The 19,664-nt window shown below is 44.3% G+C and carries 17 protein-coding genes and 6 pseudogenes; 7 read left to right on the top strand and 16 right to left on the bottom strand.

From position 1 onward, the window contains the following. Window positions 1–50 precede the first annotated feature (50 nt). Window positions 51–842: pseudogene (locus GCU48_RS15745) on the top strand (DMT family transporter); the annotation flags it as partial. Window positions 843–973: 131 nt separating this feature from the next. Here GCU48_RS15745 and GCU48_RS15740 read toward each other — a convergent pair. The 4 genes from GCU48_RS15740 to GCU48_RS28080 form a co-directional block, all read right to left on the bottom strand. Next, the gene (locus tag GCU48_RS15740) at window positions 974–1,447 is read right to left on the bottom strand and encodes a DinB family protein (RefSeq protein ID WP_025716835.1); all 474 of its coding nucleotides are present in this window, start codon (window positions 1,445–1,447) and stop codon (window positions 974–976) included. A 105-nt stretch (window positions 1,448–1,552) separates the two neighbouring features. Next, complete coding sequence (locus tag GCU48_RS15735; RefSeq protein WP_152380620.1) at window positions 1,553–1,894, bottom strand: tRNA-binding protein; 342 nt, start codon at window positions 1,892–1,894, stop codon at window positions 1,553–1,555. Window positions 1,895–1,930: 36 nt separating this feature from the next. Further along, window positions 1,931–2,341 (bottom strand): DMT family transporter, encoded by a 411-nt coding sequence (locus GCU48_RS28085; protein ID WP_244315714.1) that lies wholly within the window; start codon window positions 2,339–2,341, stop codon window positions 1,931–1,933. A gap of 99 nt (window positions 2,342–2,440) precedes the next feature. Further along, on the bottom strand, window positions 2,441–2,758 hold the full coding sequence (locus GCU48_RS28080) for an EamA family transporter (protein ID WP_244316296.1): 318 nt from the start codon (window positions 2,756–2,758) through the stop codon (window positions 2,441–2,443). A 241-nt stretch (window positions 2,759–2,999) separates the two neighbouring features. On the opposite strand from GCU48_RS28080, the pseudogene GCU48_RS15725 reads away from it, so the two are divergent. Next, window positions 3,000–3,762: pseudogene (locus GCU48_RS15725) on the top strand (AraC family transcriptional regulator). Window positions 3,763–3,898: 136 nt separating this feature from the next. On the opposite strand, the gene GCU48_RS15720 reads toward GCU48_RS15725, so the two are convergent. Then, on the bottom strand, window positions 3,899–4,099 hold the full coding sequence (locus tag GCU48_RS15720; RefSeq protein WP_152382177.1) for a helix-turn-helix domain-containing protein: 201 nt from the start codon (window positions 4,097–4,099) through the stop codon (window positions 3,899–3,901). 238 nt (window positions 4,100–4,337) lie between these two features. On the opposite strand from GCU48_RS15720, the gene GCU48_RS15715 reads away from it, so the two are divergent. Further along, complete coding sequence (locus GCU48_RS15715; RefSeq protein ID WP_152380619.1) at window positions 4,338–4,607, top strand: DUF6809 family protein; 270 nt, start codon at window positions 4,338–4,340, stop codon at window positions 4,605–4,607. Window positions 4,608–4,960: 353 nt separating this feature from the next. Here GCU48_RS15715 and GCU48_RS15710 read toward each other — a convergent pair whose 3' ends face one another. Genes GCU48_RS15710 through GCU48_RS15700 form a run of 3 tightly spaced genes read right to left on the bottom strand, consistent with a single transcriptional unit; the run spans window position 4,961 to window position 7,196 of the window. Next, window positions 4,961–5,713 carry an amino acid ABC transporter ATP-binding protein gene (locus tag GCU48_RS15710; RefSeq protein ID WP_152380618.1) on the bottom strand — a complete coding sequence of 251 codons (753 nt, stop codon included), beginning with the start codon at window positions 5,711–5,713 and terminating at the stop codon, window positions 4,961–4,963. A gap of 15 nt (window positions 5,714–5,728) precedes the next feature. Further along, on the bottom strand, window positions 5,729–6,388 hold the full coding sequence (locus tag GCU48_RS15705; RefSeq protein WP_152380617.1) for an amino acid ABC transporter permease: 660 nt from the start codon (window positions 6,386–6,388) through the stop codon (window positions 5,729–5,731). Between the two features lie 40 nt (window positions 6,389–6,428). Next, the gene (locus GCU48_RS15700; RefSeq protein WP_025716841.1) at window positions 6,429–7,196 is read right to left on the bottom strand and encodes an amino acid ABC transporter substrate-binding protein; all 768 of its coding nucleotides are present in this window, start codon (window positions 7,194–7,196) and stop codon (window positions 6,429–6,431) included. 302 nt (window positions 7,197–7,498) lie between these two features. On the opposite strand from GCU48_RS15700, the pseudogene GCU48_RS29260 reads away from it, so the two are divergent. From GCU48_RS29260 to GCU48_RS15685, 4 genes and pseudogenes are all read left to right on the top strand, one after another. Then, window positions 7,499–7,651: pseudogene (locus tag GCU48_RS29260) on the top strand (ABC transporter permease); the annotation flags it as partial. Beyond that, window positions 7,640–8,424 (top strand): annotated as a pseudogene (locus tag GCU48_RS15695) (ABC transporter permease). The pseudogenes GCU48_RS29260 and GCU48_RS15695, both read left to right, overlap by 12 nt. 1 nt (window position 8,425) lies before the next feature. After that, window positions 8,426–9,259, top strand: a pseudogene (locus GCU48_RS15690) (ABC transporter permease); the annotation flags it as partial. A 384-nt stretch (window positions 9,260–9,643) separates the two neighbouring features. Then, complete coding sequence (locus GCU48_RS15685) at window positions 9,644–10,774, top strand: Fic family protein (protein WP_152380616.1); 1,131 nt, start codon at window positions 9,644–9,646, stop codon at window positions 10,772–10,774. A gap of 120 nt (window positions 10,775–10,894) precedes the next feature. Here GCU48_RS15685 and GCU48_RS15680 read toward each other — a convergent pair. The 8 genes and pseudogenes from GCU48_RS15680 to GCU48_RS15645 form a co-directional block, all read right to left on the bottom strand. Beyond that, window positions 10,895–12,239: pseudogene (locus GCU48_RS15680) on the bottom strand (IS3 family transposase). A gap of 188 nt (window positions 12,240–12,427) precedes the next feature. Continuing rightward, window positions 12,428–12,979 (bottom strand): hypothetical protein, encoded by a 552-nt coding sequence (locus GCU48_RS15675; RefSeq protein ID WP_152380615.1) that lies wholly within the window; start codon window positions 12,977–12,979, stop codon window positions 12,428–12,430. 376 nt (window positions 12,980–13,355) lie between these two features. Further along, window positions 13,356–14,456, bottom strand: a complete 1,101-nt coding sequence (locus GCU48_RS15670; protein ID WP_152380614.1) for a toxic anion resistance protein — start codon at window positions 14,454–14,456, stop codon at window positions 13,356–13,358. A gap of 63 nt (window positions 14,457–14,519) precedes the next feature. Then, complete coding sequence (locus GCU48_RS15665; RefSeq protein ID WP_152380613.1) at window positions 14,520–15,200, bottom strand: hypothetical protein; 681 nt, start codon at window positions 15,198–15,200, stop codon at window positions 14,520–14,522. A 58-nt stretch (window positions 15,201–15,258) separates the two neighbouring features. Next, window positions 15,259–16,290 carry an ATP-grasp domain-containing protein gene (locus GCU48_RS15660; protein WP_152380612.1) on the bottom strand — a complete coding sequence of 344 codons (1,032 nt, stop codon included), beginning with the start codon at window positions 16,288–16,290 and terminating at the stop codon, window positions 15,259–15,261. Window positions 16,291–16,319: 29 nt separating this feature from the next. Then, on the bottom strand, window positions 16,320–17,144 hold the full coding sequence (locus GCU48_RS15655) for an HAD family hydrolase (RefSeq protein WP_152380611.1): 825 nt from the start codon (window positions 17,142–17,144) through the stop codon (window positions 16,320–16,322). Next, window positions 17,141–18,292, bottom strand: coding sequence for a cysteine protease StiP family protein (locus GCU48_RS15650; protein ID WP_152380610.1), 1,152 nt, complete (start codon window positions 18,290–18,292; stop codon window positions 17,141–17,143). Before GCU48_RS15650 ends, GCU48_RS15655 begins: the two co-directional genes overlap by 4 nt. Further along, entirely contained in the window at window positions 18,289–19,629 is a 1,341-nt protein-coding gene (locus GCU48_RS15645) for a phosphoribosyltransferase family protein (RefSeq protein ID WP_152382176.1), read from the bottom strand. The genes GCU48_RS15650 and GCU48_RS15645 overlap by 4 nt, the downstream gene beginning before the upstream one ends. Between the last annotated feature and the right edge of the window lie 35 nt (window positions 19,630–19,664).

Genomic DNA, 19,664 nt, shown 5'->3' with positions numbered 1-19,664 from the left:
TTTTTATCCTATTCAGGTATAATTTAAAATATTTTTCACCTATTATAACACTATTGTTGGCTGTACAATTTTTGGTAAAGGAACGTTCACAAATATGGGCTGTATGGAAAAATAGAAGAACCGCTTTCCAACTCATTGTCTACGGTTTGGTGGGTATGCTAGCGGTCCAATATACGTATATGGCCTCGATCCAAAGTGGTAATGCTGCTGTTGCGACACTATTACAATATCTAGCACCTGTAATGATTATCATCTATTTAGTTCTGCGAAGGCACATTGTCTTCACACGAAAGGATCTGTCAGCTATTTTCCTGGCTTTAGTGGGTTGTTTTTTCTTATTAACAAACGGCTCTATTTCTCAACTATCCGTTCCGAAGATCGCAATCGTTTGGGGTATCTTATCAGCAATAGCCCTGGCTTTTTATACCTTATACGCCATTCCTCTTTTGAAGCAATATGATTCCCTAGTTATTGTGGGTTGGGCTATGGTCATTGGCGGTTTGGGATTAAGCTTGATCCATCCACCTTGGCAAATCGATTTTAAAACCTTGACACCAGAAACCTATTTATACCTAGCATTCGTTATTATATTCGGTACAATGATCGCATTTTGGTTCTATATAGAAAGTTTACAAAGTCTTTCACCAAAAGAAACAAGCTTTCTAAGTAGTTTGGAACCGCTAGCTGCTGTTCTAACAACTGTATTTTGGTTAAAAGAGCCTTTTGGCTTCTTCCAATGGATGGGTGTATTATGTATCATCGGACTGATCTTGTTATTAGCATTCAATAAAAAGCCTTCTTCAAATAACCAATCAAAAGAAGATATCTCGCTTTCAGAGTGAGTAAATTTTACGGGTAGGCATTAGGGTAAAACTGCTCGTTAATGGAGGAGAAAACGGCAGCCGTTTTCATGGCTGCCGTCTCATATTTATGAAGCTACCGTTTGGGTTTCGTATAATGATACATCCGAACGTTAATTTGTTTTTTGGGGAGGTTGCATAATCATAAAAGGTATATTTTGTACTCCAACCATTCGTACATACGTAAATAATTGGCCTTTATGGTGAATCTCATGGTCTTTCGCCGTGGATAGCCAGAAGCTCCCAGTGCCAAGGAAGTTTTTAAATTCAATCTCCTTTTCTAGCTGTTGAGCATTTAACCCCTTCAATTCTCGGATTGTTTCCTCTGTCAATTGATCGACTATGCTGCGTACATCGGCTATTGTGTGATATTGATCTATTTTTGTCGGTGGAGTGAAGGTACCATTTTTTACGGTTTTCACGAACATTTCCATAGAACTGGCTATATGAACAATTAGGGAACCCATAGGCATCGCATTGTCCCAGGGTTTAAAGTCAATATGTTCATCCGGAATCACTTCAACCAATTCTTGCAACACCAATCTGTGCCTTAGCCATTCCTGAAGATATTGAGCTACTACAGACATGCTATCAACCTCCAAAATTTAGTAGTTTCCTAAGGTAGTAATTCTATACTTGCAACCCATTACCTTCTTTTATGAAAAGGTCACAGATGAAAAAGGAACGATTTATCATCCGATGGGCGTTCCATCAGGTAATTTAATATCTGGTTTCAACAAAACCACGTCCCCCTTTTCGGGTATTCCGCCAAGGACTAATACCTCTGACTTAAAGCCTGCTATTCGTCGAGGAGGAAAGTTGACTACACCTATGATTTGTTCCCCTATCATCTCTTCAGCTACATATCTTTTTGTAATTTGTGCACTCGATGTTTTTATTCCAATATCTTGTCCAAGTTTAATGGCAGGCACTTTGGCTTCTGCAAAAAACTCAGCGTTAATGATGGTTCCAACCCGAATATCGAGTTTCAAAAAATCTTCAATCGTTGCCGTGTAAGTATTCTCCTCATCCATTGTTTTCTTAAATCCCATAATAATCCGTAAACAATTTTAATATTTTGCAACTGTATACTTTAGAGATTTTGCCCAAAAATACATCCCCATACCGAACAAAGTCATAATTCCACCTATGAATTGAAATGCAGACATGATTTCTCCCAAAAATACATAGGCAAGAAGGATGGCGAGAACAGGCTCTCCAATAATGCCCACTGACACCGTAGTTGCTCCCATTGATTTCAACAGCAGATTAAAAATAAATTGCCCGAAAATAGTTGGGATTACTGCGAGCAATAAGAAATACATCCAATCCGACGAGTTATATTCGGTCAAGGAATAATGATTCGCCAAATTGTAGACTAGCAGAACACTGCCACCAAGAAAAAAGACTATCACACTATATAAATTTGCATTTATTTTGTGACTTACCTTCTGTCCTGCCAGCATATAAGCTGAAATCACGATTGTTCCTAATAAAGATAACCCATCTCCGATTAGTGCTTCTTTCGAGGTCCCAATGTCCCCCCCAAGCTATAATGATCGAACCGATAAGAGCAGCAATCAAACAAACAAACAAAAAATAGTGAATAGGTTTGCTCGTTCTCTAAACACAAAGTATGAACCAATCATTACAAATAAAGGCTGTAAGGATAAGATGACCATGGAGCTGGCAACTGAGGTGTATACCAAAGATTCCATCCAAAATAAGAAATGCAACCCGAGAAAAAGGCCGGCCAAGAAAACAGTGCCCCAATCTTTTTTGGTCATTTTTAAGGAGCGGAGCATTTTCCAGGGTAGAAAAGGAAGCATGAATATGACGGACATATACAATCTAAACATTCCAGCCACGGAGGTTGGAGTATGTGAAGATTTTATCATGATGGAAGAGACGGAAACCGACAAAATACTGATGAACAGTAAAAAATACGGATGCAAAGATAGCGATATTTTATTTATTTTCATAATGATCCTCTCAGATGTTTTAACCAATTCTCTGTGCACAGAACAATTGCATAATAAACTGAACTGAATATAATAATATCACCGCTTTTATTTATTTTGTGTAATTATATCTTTTATTTATATAGGAATATCGTCATAAAAAAGGACCCTCTCTTCTATGGAAAAACAATTGCACGAGACCATTCTCTATCCCGATGTTTCATTTCCATACATCATGTACACCCATACGGTTCATGAAAGTATTCCTAAAGGTAGAGGATTTAACGATTTACATTGGCATGAAGAACTACAGATCACTTTGGTCACTAAGGGAAAGCTAGTCATACAAGTGAACGGGATTGATCATGAATTAGATACAGGTCAGGCCATTTTAATTAATAAAGGTGTTCTTCACGTTACTACCCAGCTTTCACATCACGGTCAATATGTCAGTTTCAATTTCCCAGAAAAGCTGCTGGCCTTTTATGCAGATAGTGCAATGGAAAAAAATTATGTACTGCCTTATACAAACTCTTCCTTAGTGTCACTAGTAATTAAAGGGGATGTTGAATGGCAAATTCAAATTCTACAAATCCTGTGGGATATGAAACAGAAGTTTGATTTGAAAAAAAATTTTGGTTGGGAGTACGAAGTAGCCATCAAAGTGGCACAATTATGGTTCATCTTAATATCTAATAGCGCATCTAAGTGTTTCAGAGTGCACTCGTAGTTTTAAGAGAACTATTCATATGACCCCTTATGATTATTTAATTAAATACCGCATCAAGAAAAGCAGTGAATTACTAACCTCAACACAATATACCATAACTGAAATAGCCCACAGAGTGGGCTTCAATCACGTAAATCACTTCATTCAGTCTTTTAAAAAACATTATAATAAAACACCTAAAGAATTCCGCAAATTTAGAAATGATTCATGAATTGATCTATTGGTATACCCTGCAACTGCAAAAAGAGAGAATTTTATGTGAATGGTCTACACTATACCGTTAGACCAGCAATCGATAAAGCTCCTGTGAATCATCACGGGAGCTTTATTGTGCATCTAATACCTTTTTACCTGTAACGTTCAGGATTATCTGTCTGACCAAGAATAAAGTCGATACTCACCTTGTGGAAATCCGCCAATTTGATCAAGACAACACTTGGGATGTCCAGGTTCCCATTTTCATATCGGGAATAGGTTGTTTGTGAGATTTGTAAGAAGTCAGCACCAAGTCGAACAAGAAACGAAGCGGACAGAATAGTGCTGTTCAAGCCATAACGTTCGCCTTTGTGCCCGGATTTCAAACTTTTTAGCTTGATCAAGAAATACGACCGCGTAGTGGCACCCCATGTACATTTTTAACTCGGCTTGTATACTAAAAAAGTTTTATGCGAATAACGCATAAATATCAATATGTAGCTTCCATATGTAGTAAACTTTGCTTGGATGATGGATTTACGTGATGACAAAGACTTAACACAACAGTATTCATAGAGAGGCATGATGAAAATGATTTTGGAGGATATTTATTATGGGAAATGGCGTCCCAGTGAACAAATAAAGTCAACCGACCCCGAATCTCAAAAAGTGAATCAAAAAATTTGCGATCTTATGGAGATGTTGAAAAATAAATTATCGGCAGTCGATTTTGAGCAAATTGAAGTCATGTTTGATTTATTAAGCGAGTCAACTTCCCTGTACTCCGCAGCAGCGTTCACCCACGGTTATCGGACGGGGGCATTGACGATGATTGAAGTATTTAGCAGTGAGAAAGAATGAGTTGCTGGTCATAACCATAAGGAAAATGATGGATAAAAGAGTGCTTTATCAGCTTAAATAAACCCAGTTTGCAGTACGCCCTGCAACTGCAAAAAAGGGAGACGACGCTTTGCCATCTCCCTTTCTCTTATTCCTACTTACACTTCCTGCTTAAAAACATAGTGCCTATACAGGTGGTCGGTGAGCGGAGCGGGCAGAATTGTTCTGAAGAAGCGGAGCGTTCGACTTTGCAACGGGATTTTAACCTTACCAGGTGTCATATAAATGAAAAAATCCCGTTGCAACAGCGATCGGAAGAATAATCTGCACGCGTAGCGCCTCCCTGACATACGCCCAAACAAACAACTATGTTTTTAATCCCCCACCCGATTCAAAAACACCTTCGTCCGTTCCAACTGCGGATTGCCAAAAATCTGCTCCGGTGTACCGGATTCCGCAATTTCTCCGTTATCCATAAAAATGACGCGATCCGCCACATCTCTTGCGAAATTCATTTCATGGGTCACGATGACCATCGTCATGTGCTCCTCAGCCAGCTTTTTGATCACTCGCAGCACCTCGCCTGTCAGCTCGGGATCAAGGGCCGAGGTTGGCTCGTCGAACAGCAAAATGTCAGGATTCATCATCATTGCCCGGGCAATCGCCACACGCTGCTTCTGTCCGCCTGACAGTCGAGACGGGTACGCATCGGCCTTATCCGCCAAGCCGACTTTTGCCAGCAGCTCTGCACTTTGTCGACGCAGTTCGGCCTTGCTTACCTTTTTGACCAGCTTTGGAGCCAGCTCCAAATTATCCTGCACCGTCAAATGAGGAAACAGATTAAAATGCTGGAACACCATGCCCATCCCGGTGGTAATGCTTTTAATTTCGCTTGCCGGAGCATACTGACCATTTTCCACCAGCGCTTTATCATGAATGCGGATCGTCCCGCCCGTCACATCCTCCAGGTGCACCAAGCTGCGCAGCATGGTACTTTTTCCTGAGCCTGAAGGACCAATGACGGCTACGACCTCCCCTGCCTTAACGTTAAAGCTCACTCTTTTCAGAACGTCGAGCTTGTCGAACGATTTTTTTAGATCAGTTACTTCAATTGCGTTAGTGTTCATATCCCGACATTCCTTTTACTCAAATTTAAAACGTTTTTCCAATGCCCTGAAGAACAGTGTCAGCACCAAAGCCAACAACAAATAAATAACTGCTGCTACAACATAAGGAACAATCGTAAAGTCACGGTTCACAGCCGTATTGGCAAAATGGAGCAGTTCTGGTACGGCCACCGCGTACAGCAGCGCCGTATCTTTCACCAGCGTTGTCGCCTCATTGGTGACCGCTGGCAAAGCAATCCGTACCATCTGCGGCACAATGACTCTAATCAATGTCTGTGACTTGCTCAAGCCCAGTACCTGCGAGGCTTCGTATTGACCTTTATCAATCGACAACATCCCGCCTCGGAAAATTTCAGCAAAATAAGCGGCATAATTCAGCACAAATGCCAGCACCGCTGCCGTTGTCCGATCCAGGACGAGATATTCCCCGATGACAGGCAGCATGGGCAGACCAAAACAAAAGAACAACAATTGCAGCAGAAGCGGCGTGCCGCGTATAACATAAATGTACGTATGCATCAGCCAGGCAATTGGCTTAATCTGGCTTTTCGCCAGCAATGTAACGATAAAACCCAGCGGAATGGACAGAACGAGCGTGATAAAAAATAAAATAACCGTCATCTGTGCCCCTTCAAGCATAGGCTTCATAATTCGCAAAATATATTCCATACTCATAACTTTCGACTCCTAAACCCTTAGTTCAATACATTACGTATTAGTTCAAAACTTTATCTTCACCGAACCATTTTTTTGAAATTTCAGCGGCTTTTCCGTTCTTGTGCAGCTCATCCAAAGCGGACTGCAGCTGTGTCAACAGCTCTTCATTTCCTTTTTTCACACCGATGCCGTATTCCTCAGGGGCCAGTGATTCATCAAGCAGCTTATACGTCCCTTGTTCCTTGGACATATAATATTTGGCAACAACCTCATCAATGACAACCGCATCCAGACGTCCTGTTTTCAGGTCGGTCAAAGCAAGAACGTTATCCGGATATTCGGGTACTTGCTTTAATTTGCTTTTGATCGGGCTTGCGTCCAATGCATCGGCTGCCGAGGACAACGTTTGGAGACCCACCGTTTTGCCCGCCAGATCAGCCAGCTTGGAAATACTGGAGGCAGCCGGAACGACAATGACCTGACTATTTTTGAGATATGGCTTCGTGAACAGCACTTTTTGCTTACGCTCATCGGTAATGGTGTATCCATTCCAAATGAGATCAATACGTCCGCTGTTCAGCTCGGATTCTTTGGCAGACCAGTCAATTGGTTGAAATTCCACTTGTTTGCCCATTTGTTCTCCGGCCGCCTTCGCATAATCAATATCAAAGCCGGTCAGCTCGTTATTTTCATCTCTAAAGCCCATTGGCGCGAATTTATCATCAATTCCAATAATCAACTTGCTGTTATCCTTACCGCCGGAACATCCGGCCAACACGATCATAATCAATCCAATCATCATCGTAAACATGGCTGTCTTTCTCATCTTTTTCCCCTCCAACAATAGTGACCCCCGTATCCAAAGGACTGGCGGCAAACACTTTAGTTCGTTAACACGTTATCAGAGTATCATCATATCATACGACAGGATACTCGTCGAGAGGAAGGAGCGGAATCTTAGCCCTATAAAAATGGAAAACCTGTGACGAAAATTTGACCAATGTTCTATAATGTAAAACCTTACCTTGACATTTACCTTATCCGTTTTACCATTTCCCAGCATTCTTATATGCTTTTGTTTATTTTGATTGCCATTATTTTCAGCATAGACAGGAGAAATAAACCCCCATGTACATTTTAAAACGCCTTTTTATGATGCTTGTTACGTTGTGGATTATCGTCACTTTAACATTCATCATCATGCACATCATTCCAGGTGATCCGTTCTCGAACGATTCGAAAACGATTCCGGAAGCAGTGCTGCAAAACATGCGCGCTAGATACAATCTGGACAAGCCGCTCGCAGTGCAGTATGTACTGTATCTCAAAAATTTGCTGGTGCTGGATATGGGCCCGTCTATTCAGTCGAAAACGACGGACGTTAATATGCTCATTGCCAGAGGCTTTCCACCTTCTGCACTGCTGGGTATTCAATCCATCGTGGTTGCGATTATAGCCGGTATTTCGCTCGGAACATTGGCTGCTTTACACCATAATCGACCGCTGGATTATATTTCGATGTTTATTGCCATTGTTGGTATTTCTGTACCTAGCTTCATTTTGGCACCGCTGTTAATCAAGTATGTTGCCGTCAAATGGCATCTGCTCCCAGTTGCCTCATGGGGAACCTGGCAGCATACCGTGCTTCCATCGCTAGCTCTCGCCGTTTCACCTCTTGCCGTTATTGCCCGTTTTATGCGGACAAGTATGCTGGAAGTCATGCATGAGGAATACATACGCACGCCAAAGCAAAAGGCTTGTCCTCCAGGGCAGTGGTTATTCGTCACGGTCTACGTAATGCATTGATTCCGGTGCTGTCATTTATCGGACCGCTATTCGCTTCTGTGATTACGGGTACCTTTGTCGTCGAAAAAATATTCGCCATTCCCGGCATCGGTAAATATTTCGTAGACAGTATCTTTAATCGGGATTATCCAGTCATTATGGGTACGACCATTTTCTACAGCGCCATTCTGGTCGTCACTTTATTTTTAATTGATATTTCCTATCGCCTTGTCGATCCGCGAATCAAATTAGTCAGCAAAGGAGATTAACATGAAAGCAGCACCTACTGTCGAAAAAGACAGCCTGTTTAGTCTTGTAGACCGCAGTCAGATGCCCGCCCCCACATTAACCAGACCCCAAGAGTCACCCTGGCGGGATCGGCTTCGCAGACTTTTCAACAACAAGCTTGCCCTGTTGGGACTTTCCCTACTTATCATTATTATGGTGCTGGCGATTGTCGGGCCTTCCATGGTCCCTTATGCGCCCAGTGATCAATCCCTTTTGAAGACGAATCTCTCTCCTTCGAAAGAACATTGGTTTGGCACAGACGATCTAGGCAGAGACGTATGGGCACGGACATGGGCTGGGGCCAGAATCTCACTTATGATTGGTTTTGCTGCTGCTGCCATTGATTTGGTGCTCGGCATTCTCGTCGGTTGTGTGGCTGGTTATTGTGCGGGTCATGGCAAAATGGGCGACCGAACCGACAATGTCCTGATGCGTATTATTGAAATCTTGTACAGCATTCCTTATCTGCTGGTCATCATTCTACTGCTCGTCATTATGAAGCCCGGCCTGCTCACCATGATTATTGCTTTATCTATTACCGGATGGGTCGGTATGGCCCGGGTCGTACGCGGGCAAATCCTACAGCTCAAGCAGCAGGAATATGTGTTGGCTGCCCGTAGCTTGGGGATATCTCATTCGCGCATTATTTTCAGGCATTTGCTACCAAATGCAGCGGCCATCATTATCGTAAACCTGACGTTCACTATTCCATCGGCTATTTTTGCCGAATCGTTCCTCAGTTTTCTCGGTCTGGGGATTCAGTCTCCATCCGCCAGTTGGGGAACGATGGCTAACGATTCACTTGGCGTGATTTTAGATTTTAATGGGGATAGGGTGATTAAACGTATGAGAAGCTTTCTTGCGGTTGGTAGGCGCTGCGCGTGCAGATTGTTCTTCCGATCGCCGCCAATGCTTCGCTTCTCCAGAACAACTCTGCCTGCTTCGCTGGCAACCGTTGTAATGCTACTCTACGTTTTAGAGTGGGTGTAGTAGTTTGAAAGTGGTAGTCCAAGGTCATTAACTTGGACTACATTTTTCCTAGATACTAATAACTGAAAAACAATAAAAGAGAGAGTTCCGCGAAGTTTATTCGCAGGGCTCTTTTTTATTGATTTTCCATTAAAATCACTAATTATTATTTGATTTACGGTAATTTAGCGGTAAATGTGTTAAAATAAAATTAAGAGGAGGTTTTATTTTATGTTTAAGCCAAGATATAATATTACGTCGTCGATGATTAATGACTTACTGAAAATAGAACGCTCCAGCGTAGTTGTAGAGCAGCTTCCGCTTCCAGCAACGATTCTTGAGGAATTAAAAAAAGAAGCACAAGAAGTTACTGTACTTCTTTCAACCAAAATGGAGGGTAATACGCTGGACAATGAAGCCAAGCGGAAGGTTCTTTATAAATCCAGTAAAAACGACGAAGAACAAGAAGTTTATAACCTGATGAAGGCAATTGAATTTCTAGATGAGTCGGAGCAGCGTGAACTGCCCATCACCGAAGAATGGATTAAAAAACTACATGCTATCATTAAAGTTGTACATGGACGCAGACCAAGACTGAGCGAATACCGTAATGAACAAAATAAAGTCGGCGACCGCAATCAGGCAGGCTTTTATCTCCCGCCGGAGTCCCAAGATGTTCCTGTTCTGATGGAAGACTTGATTGCATGGATTAATTCGCCGAATAATGTGAATTTAGCTGCTCCCATTCAAGCAGGAACAGCCATGTGGCAGTTTTTAACTATTCATCCGTACATGGATGGCAACGGAAGAACCGCTCGTATGATCGCTACGTACATTTTGCGTAGGGGGGGTTATGGTCTGAAAGGATTGTTTGTTTTGGAAAATTTCTACGATCGAAACCTGAATGATTATTACCGAGCACTGCAAATGAAGCTTTCCCACAACTATTATTTTGGTCGAAATGATGCTGATATAACTGTTTGGTTAGAGTACTTTTTGAATGGATTGGCTGAGGTATACTCGGAAGCAGCAGAGATCGTTCGGCAAAAAAATAGCGAGATGCTCAGGCTAGAACCTGAACTGATCCGTAAGCTGGACATACAGCAACGTACACTATTCCGTCAATTGGTATTCAAGCAAAATGCCGCCTCAATAACAGAGATTTGTAGGCTATTGGACGCTGGTGAACGAACGGTAAGAGAAAAGATTAAAAAGTGGATTGAAGAAGGGTTCCTGGATCCAAAAGATCCGGAAGCGCAACGTATTCGTACCATCGTTCTTTCAGCCCAATATGAAGAGCTTGCTGTGGATATTCGCAATGAATCCGAAAAATACCAATATCTTTTGGGTCGTGATGACTAAATGGACAGTGCCCACCATGATTCGTTATGTTTTACAAGATAGATAACACGAAAAAAAGAGAGTTCCACGGAGTTTTGAACTGTGACCCTATTTGTGGACACATAAAAGAAAAGAGTTAGATTATGCTGTTAATAGATGGTTCCTGTATTCATCAGGAGTCATCTTTTTTAATGTCCATTGATACCGATCGGTGTTGTAGTAATCCATGTATTCATTAATGCGTGCCCGTAATTCCTGGAGAGTAACGCTGTCCCTATACTCGAGTTCATCCTTCATATGACCGAAGAAAGACTCCATGGAGGCATTGTCCCAGCAGTTACTCTTTCGCGACATGGACTGCTGGAAGCCTATCTCTTTAACTCGAGCTTGGAACCTCGGATTCGTGTAGTGAAAACCTTGGTCAGAATGGATGATGGCTTCGGGGTGAATGTTGCCATCCAGTCGTTGAATCAACCTGTCCAAGGTTCGATCTACGATCGTCATTTCTAAGGACGAGGATACATAATGAGCAAGAATCTGTTTGCTTGCACCGTCCTTTACACAGGACAAATACGCGCATTGCCCCTGACCATAGTGCAGGTATGTGATGTCTGTGAGAAAGACTTTCTCCGGCTCGCCCTGGTCAAACTGACGTTTAAGGTGATTAGGGAGTGTCTGTGCTCTTGTGTGGCCTTTGCAAGCTTACGGTACGGATTGGCCTGGCGTATCTTGGCCACCAACCCGTATTTACGCATGATACGGCGAATTTTCTTATGGTTCATGATGACGCCACTCTTATGCTCCAAGCACATTTTTAAAACAAGTGCTCCCACTTTCCCATTACGTTTTTCAAAATGTTCCCTGATGAGTAACAGATCCTGTTCGTCCGCTTCTTCTCTCAGCTGTCGTGCTTGTTCAGCGGCTAACCACCAGTAGTACCCGCTTTTACTGACATTCGCCATCTTACAAAGATGATGAGTCATCTTCTCAAGTTGATGCTTACGGAGGGTACGATTGATGAGTTCGAAGCGCTCAGAGGGTGTCAGCATTGGTTCTGCTGGGCTTGTCTCTCGAGCGCCTCGAACTTTTTTAGGAAGTCGTTCTCCGCTTCCAGAAGCTTTATACGTGCCTCAGCTTGTGCAAGCTTCTTCTCCATCGACTGTTCTGCTGCGGGCCTTCCCGTGCTGCCTTTTCCTCGTTGCTCTTCCAGAAGACCTGCTTCACCTTGAGAAGCAAAGGTTTTTCTCCAACGTTTTAAGCATCTATTCGGATTCTCCCGTCCGATCATATCTAAGTTGAATCCTGCCTCCCTGAAGATTTCTGCAGGAGTTTTCCCCTCCTGATAGGCCTTTAGAGCAGCCAACTTGAATGTGGGTTGGTAAGCAATAGAACGCTCTGTAATATGCAATACGTTAGCATGATCCTCCATCTGGCGGATCTGACTTTCACTAAACCTTTGTTCACCGGTAGACCAACGGTTCCCCATTTTGTATCCCCAACCTTTCGTGTATATCGATTATAAACGCAAAGAGACCCGAGAGAGGTCACTTTTTTTCAAAGTGTCCATCTTTCGGGTCACAGTTCATTTATTCGTGGGACTCTCTTTTTTTGATATTCTATTCTTTTAGAAAAGCTTTGTGGGATTCTCACGTTTCAAGGCCTAGTCCGTCTACTCTACCATCTGCGTCGTTCGTCACCTCTCAGGGGAAAGTCGCTCAAATCTCCGAGTTGGTCATGTGCAGCTTTGTAAATTCGGATGATAGCTTGTACCTTGTTAAAATCACTGTCTTCCGGACCGAATCCTTCCATATACATTTTTTGAATGATGTTCTGGAAAAAATCCATACGCTCGCGGATAGAATCCTGCTCGATGTGCAGCACATCTTCAAAGCTGTGCGTCTCCGCAAATTCAGACAGCTCATCGGGCTCCTGTTCTTGATACCGCTCTCCTCGTACTCGTATGTCTGGATTGAGATCAATAGAGGTACGCAGGGCCGACAATAAAATATTTTCCCGTGCCAGCATGACGTGAAAATCTTTGTTCTTAAACAGCTCCGCAACGATCAAACGGCACATTTCCTTGTTCTGCAACAGAATCCCGTCAAAAGGATGCAGCGTCCATACACCGTAATTAAAAAACAAATTGAAATTAAAGCTGCTGCTTCCATACTGATACACAATATTGATTTTCGATTCGTCGATGATTTCAAATGAAAATTCCAGCATGCATTCTCCTTTTGGATTCCAATATTTAACTCTATCCTATCAGAAAATGCATGCTTTTCAATAAAAAATTTTATTTCACAGAATCATTTAATTCCATAATAGAATCGGCTTTTTCGCTACTGGCAGCCACGAGTAAATAGACAATCACACACACCAAAATTAAGGACATCATACGCTCGCTCTCTCCTTTGGAATTCGCTTTTTTAAGAGTTTATGCACGAGAATGCTTTGTATGTTCATCATGTCCTTTATTGGCCACTGTCAAACCAAAAAAGACGCCTTCGGGGTCACCCGAGCGCCTTTTCAATAGACTATATATAAGTTAAACATGGGAAGCGTTCAGCTTCTATAGATCCATTATTCTGCATTTGTAAAATTAGTTCAGAAACGAGCTTAGACCATCCGATGAATCGTTATCCTTCAGCGTTGTGGACTGTTCTTTCCCTTCGATCCCCAAACGTTGGCTTAGGCTAGCGTTGATTGCCGTCATTTTGCTCGTATAATCCTGACAGCTTTCAATAATTCGACGGTTGGATTTTTCCGATAGATCCAGAGCAGCTACCAAATCGCCAATCGCCTGATTCACAGCCTCCAGCGACATCGAAGGCTTGCTAAGCAAATCCGTCGTTCTCTCGGTCGTCGTTTTGAGAAGCTTGGCATTTTCCTTGAATTGATCCTCAATGGTGCGATTGGTCGCATCGACGGCTGAAATGATTTTGTCCTGATCGGCCAGCGCCATCGCGATCATAGCCGATACGGTGATCAGATTCGATGTTTTATCAATCGCATTATTTACAGAGTCAATCAGCTTATCATTATTATCATTAATAATATCCGTTGCCGCTATCGCCTGATTATACAACAAAATCATTTCAGTCATCGACTGCGTGCGTGTAACCACCTTACGCAATCCACGCTCCAGATGAGGCCTCCGATTTTCATTCTCCGGCTTGGCAATCTCCGTCTCGAACAGCTCTTTTAAGCGATTGCCAAAGGCAATCTTCGTCTGCAAATTGTAGATTTCTTCAATGGAAGCCCTTTTCAGCTGTCTCATGCTGACAATGTTTTCTTCCAGATTGTCCTTGCCATCTCTCAAGGCAGTAATGATTTTCTCGATGTTCGTCTTAACCGACTGATACTTGTAAATGTAGTTTTTCAGCGGACTCTTGCGTATAAGCTTGCCAAAAAAGCTCACATTTTTACTCTGCTGGAGCGCTTCACATTCATCCCGCAGCTTTAAGATCATGTTCGATACCTCGGCCCGATCACCGGACATGAGATCATTCACCGGGCGATCCAGCATTTTAAGAGTTTGTCCAGCACGCTCCTGCGTTTTCACTCCCAGCTTACCGATGTCATCCATTAAGGTATCCAGGCTCATGACATCGCTTTGTGATACCTTCTGAATCAGCTGTGAAGCCTCCTCAGTCACCTTTTGTTCATCTTCTTTTTTTAATTCAGCCCATGGGGTGGCCATAACGCTACCTCCTAACTTAAACCATAACTATGATTCAAAGACCAATTAACTTTAAAAAACAGCTTACAATTCGGAACTGCTATACCGCTGGTGAATCAGCTCGGCTTTGCTCTGTAATTCCATCAGATCCTTATGCTCCACCGTGGATACAATCACTGATATTTTGCTATCCACATCTCGCAACCCGTTTAATAACGTCCTCCGGTTGGTCCGCTTGGCATCGCCGCTGAGCCGAAGAAACGGGTTAATCAGCCCGTTCAGATCCTTTAAAATCAACCTCCGCACCGTGTGGTTCACTTCGCTATTGTCTAATTCATGCAAAAGCGGAATCACACGTTGCAAACGTGCAAACAAAGCCAGTGCCTTCTCGACAATTTCGTTATCGAGCGCATCCTTCTGTCCCTCGGAAATCACCATATCCTCCAGTACCCCCAGATACTCCATCACCTGAGCAAATTCACTGGAAACCTGGTCTGATACCCGTGGTTGTCCTGTTAAAGACTGTGATGAAGCTGAAGCTTCCGGTTCGGGCCGCCGTGTATCAGCAGCCTGCTCCTGCATGATCGGAATCACGGAACCGGCCAGATTGGGGCGAGGATGGCGGACAGCCATAATGGCATTATATCCTCCTAGAGAAATGACTGGAATTGCCAAACATACAAACAGTGGCAACCAATAACTCAGTAAAAGCGCAATCAGATAGCTGACCACGGCAATCGTGATACCCCACATTTTTGACGTCATAGCTTGTACCTCCTGACGTAAACCCTTACCATATTGTAGAAAACAATATTTGTTTATGTCAATGTAAGGATGTACGTATGGTGATCGGTTGCTCGATATGACTAGCTAAAATGTCGTATTGCGGATAAAGTGGACCAATCTCGTTGCCCAAAGCCGATTTCACTGCCAGATAAGGGAAATTGATGCCGGACAAGCATGATACATGGAGCCCTCCGGACATCCGCGGATTGATTTCCAGCAGCTTGGGACGCTCACCGTTATATTTTACCTGAATGTTATAATTGTACGGTATGTGATACGCGTCAGCGACCTTTTGCGCGACATCCAACAGCTCTGTATGCTGCTCCAGCAGCCGTAATCGTCCCCCTGCCTTCCTGCGCGGAACTGCTGCCAACAGCTTTCCCTCTCGGTCAGCCAGACAATCAATACTGTATTCATATCCCTCCAGCAGCTCCATCACCATCAGGTTGGGAAACGACTCTGTGGATGACAAGACTCGATGGGCCTCCTCGAAGGAAATATGGTTTAGCGCATGCCCAAACAGCTTCTCCAGCGGATTACGTTCGTTGTCGATGATCCGAAAGCCCATTCCTCCTTCTGCATTACATGGCTTGAAGCATACCTTATGCCCGCGCGCTGTTAACGATTCATAAGCCTGTTTAAACTGCTCCGCATTGCTGGCAATGGCATAATCCGGGATCGCGACAATATCTTTTTGACGAATGGATTCATAAAATAAATCCTTTTCCATCAATTGCTCGAGCAGTTCGGTATCCCGGCATACAATCACCTTGGCTCCAACATCGTCGAACAAATGAAGATGCTTGCTAATATCAAGCATCTTCCAGCGTGGAATAAATACATCAATTTCGTGGCGTCTGCAAAAATCAGCGCAAAAACGTGCATACTCTACACCACTTGTGCGCGGTTCCACTTCAGCTACATCGCTGGCCTGTAAAGCCATATGTTGCGGATCTGAGTGGGTCGCATAGATTTCGAACGGGATACCGTCCTCATTGTTACGAATAGCATTCATATAATGATACGCCACTGAAAACCAGCGGTTAAAATATACCTTGACCTTCTTCACAGAGCCACGTCCCCTATCTATTCTGAAAATTAAGCTCGCGCTGTAGACATACTCCGATATATTTCATAAACATATGCCATGATTTCGTCGGCTGCATATGCACCCGACGACTCCGTAAAGCGGTAATTAACCTCCAGTTCATCCCGCAGCTGTTCCCGGTACAGCTCACCATGACGCGGAGCAATCGCATAGTCGGCATAATCCAGCAAGCAGCGATCCAGCAATGAGTCGCCAGATGCCACAACAGGTCCACCGTCAGTAAGATGACGAATATGCTCTACGGCTGCCTGCTTATTCACGGCCGCAGGCACAAGATACACCTTTCGTCCCTGAATGGATACCTCCCAGCCCATTTCACGCATGATTTGTGCCTTCTCTAACACCTGCTCCAGCGGCATACGATCCCGTTCAATCACAAAAGCATAAAATAACTCGTCGCAAAAACTCTCACGGATGACCCAGTCCTCATGCAGCACCTGTCCGAACACTTGACGTGCTTCTTCCGCATGGGCACCGTCTCGACGTACTTGTTCGTGAACGCGCCGATGCCACTCTCGATCCACCTCGCCTCCGACGATGATGTTACCGCCATTGCTCGTCACGGCATAAGCCGGAACCAGCTCCGTTTGGAACACGGTGATCCGTAAATACTGTGCCATCGTGCGCGTCGTCACAGGCATAAACATGATATTTTCCGGCAGCGCCTTCAGCAGCTGGAGGGCCTGCGCTGAAATAAATGCCGCTGTTGCGCCGTCAATATGCTCCGCAGGCAACAGCCCCGCGGACTCCAGCGGCACGCCAAGCGAACGTTTGGAGTATATCAGCGTCTGGTCCAGGTCGCTTGCGTAAATCATTCTTGTCCCCCCTTGAGCGGCTTGATAATCCCGCAGCAGGAATAGGTCAATCCTTCGAAAACCTCAACTGGCACTCCACGATCCTTTGCCAGCAGCAGGATATGACGAAGATTCGGATTGTCTTCACGGTCAACCAGGATTTTCCACGGTACCCTGCGCAGCAGCACACGGGTCGTCTCCCCCACACCGGGCTTGACCAGATTGATATCCCGAATACCAAAAGCCTTTTGAATTGCCTCGATATCCCGTAAGCCCTGCCATGTTACCGCAGGTGGGTTCAATGTCATCTGTTCAGCATACGCAACCGCAGTTGCAGTCACATCTTGAAAGTAACCCGAAACCGTATCTACAAACGTATTGGACTGATCCACTGACCGCCAGGCTTCATAAAATTTGGCTCCATGAAAATCGTCCGGGCCTATCAGATCGTCGCGCAATACCGTCCGACTCATCAGACCCGATACGGTCGAATTCAAACAAGCACTCGGGATCAAGTAATCCTCCCGTGTACCGAAGGTATCTGAGCAGCTTCCCGGATCGGCCAGCACTGCCAAATCATCATTCAGGCGCAATCCGTAATCCGTGTTCATCTCACGACAAGCCTCGATCAACACCTGCCGAATCGCGCCTTTCCCCGTCCAGCCATCTACAAACTGAAGCTCAATATCGAGTCCATGTTCCTGTAAAATATATAAAATAGCATTCCGGTCAATGCCTTTGCCGCGAATAATAGAGATGCTGTAGTGCGGAAGGGAAACGCCATACTTCCAGTCTATATAACGCTTGATCAGGATACCGATGGGCGTTCCTGCGCGGGCAAGCGACACAATTGCCGTGTTCAGTCCTCTTTTTCTTACGATCATTTCAGCCACAGAAGCTGCGGCTAGCGCAACCTTTTCGGCAGATTGGGCAAGCGTTTCGTGAAACAAAGCAATATACTCTGCTGTAGGCTCATATTCCACGGGAAGCATTTCGGAATAGTGGATACCCGACTGAATTGCCTCTTCACGATCCTCTGTTCCTTTTTCTAATGTAACACGACTTAAATTCTTCAATAAGAAAGTGACATCCGAAGCAGGGTAGCTGCCTAACGGTTCGGGCGGATGAATGTTCTTCTGCTGTATTTGCTCCATGAGTGCTTGCTTCATATCCGCGCTCCTTTACTCTCTTGGCTAGTTAAACGGTTAAAATAAACCACATGTACTTTATCACAGCCCAGGTGGGTCAAAGCATCCAGCATAGGCTTCATTCGCTCCGGGTTCGACTCCCTTTCCAGCAAAACAAATATTTCGTCATACTGACCGGGATCTACATTATAAATAAAATTACGTATTGTACTGTCATCGGGCGAGGAATAGGTCACACCACAAGCTACGCCATAGTCTTTTTCTCGATGGGGGTAAACCGGGCTGCGTGTCGTGGACTGATAATATACATTCGGACCTAACTCTGCTGCAATCCGCATGGGAATGTACATGAATTCACCTGTACCCATCACCAATGTGCGCTGCCCTGAACGAAGTTGGTTCAGTCGTTCAGCTGTGCGCGTGATTTCTGCATCCAGTGCTGGATTATCAGCGGATTGCAGACCGAAACGACCTGTATATTTCAAATAAGGAGTCGTATTGGCGTATCCGTCCGTTGAGATGGAGCTGTGCAGTATCCGCTCAAAACAGAAAGCATCCTTCTCAAAACAGTGGTCAATTATTCCAGAAGCTTCTGCCGCATCCTCTACCAAGCTAGTAGCAGCATGTTCGGTGTGTCCGGCCTGTCCAGCGTATTCTGCGTGATCCAGCATGGGTTCCCCTAGTACTTGGATTTTACCTTTGAGCAAGCTTAAAGGCGTAATCGTAATTCCCAGCTCTGCCTCCAGATCGTTAAAAGCCTGCTCATCACGGTCTGTCCGCCAATCCAATAATGAAGCAATCACATAGTGCTTTCTTGGAAAATGTGCCTGAATATCCCGAATGATATTAAGGGTCGTTTTGCCCGTCGTAATTTCATCATCTACCAGTACAATGGGGCCATCTCCGGCAAATGCATGCTCATCCAGTGCATAGCAGCGATGATCAACAGCATGCGAATGCTCTTCTTCAAACCGAATGATCGGCAGAAGGTCTGGAATATCCTCACGCGTCGTATGAATATACGAAGCACCATCGGCAAATATATGATACATACTGTGTCCCAACGCTGTAGCCGTCTCGGCAAAACCAACAAACTTGATGGACTCGGCAAAAGCTAAACGCTCATTTAGCAGCCTGCGATAGGCTTCTTCCGCATATTCCACGTCCAGAAGTCCTTTCACGGCTTCTCCGATGAGTTGATCCATCTGTTGTCCCGCCTGTGGGACAAGCTCCTTATACAGCAGGACCGCCAGCGCCGCGCCACTGAGAAGGGAGGTGTATGGGTTCACTGGAATATGCTTGCCCAGTACCTTGCTGACAAACAAAAACGAACGCTTCTTGTTCACCCGCGCCGCCATTGCAAACAGCTTGTCCACAGGGAGGCGGAATGGAT

It is taken from the genome of Paenibacillus brasilensis, from assembly GCF_009363115.1.
In the GTDB taxonomy this organism is placed as follows: Bacteria; Bacillota; Bacilli; order Paenibacillales; family Paenibacillaceae; genus Paenibacillus; species Paenibacillus brasilensis.
This window is presented reverse-complemented; position numbering and strand designations above follow the sequence as displayed.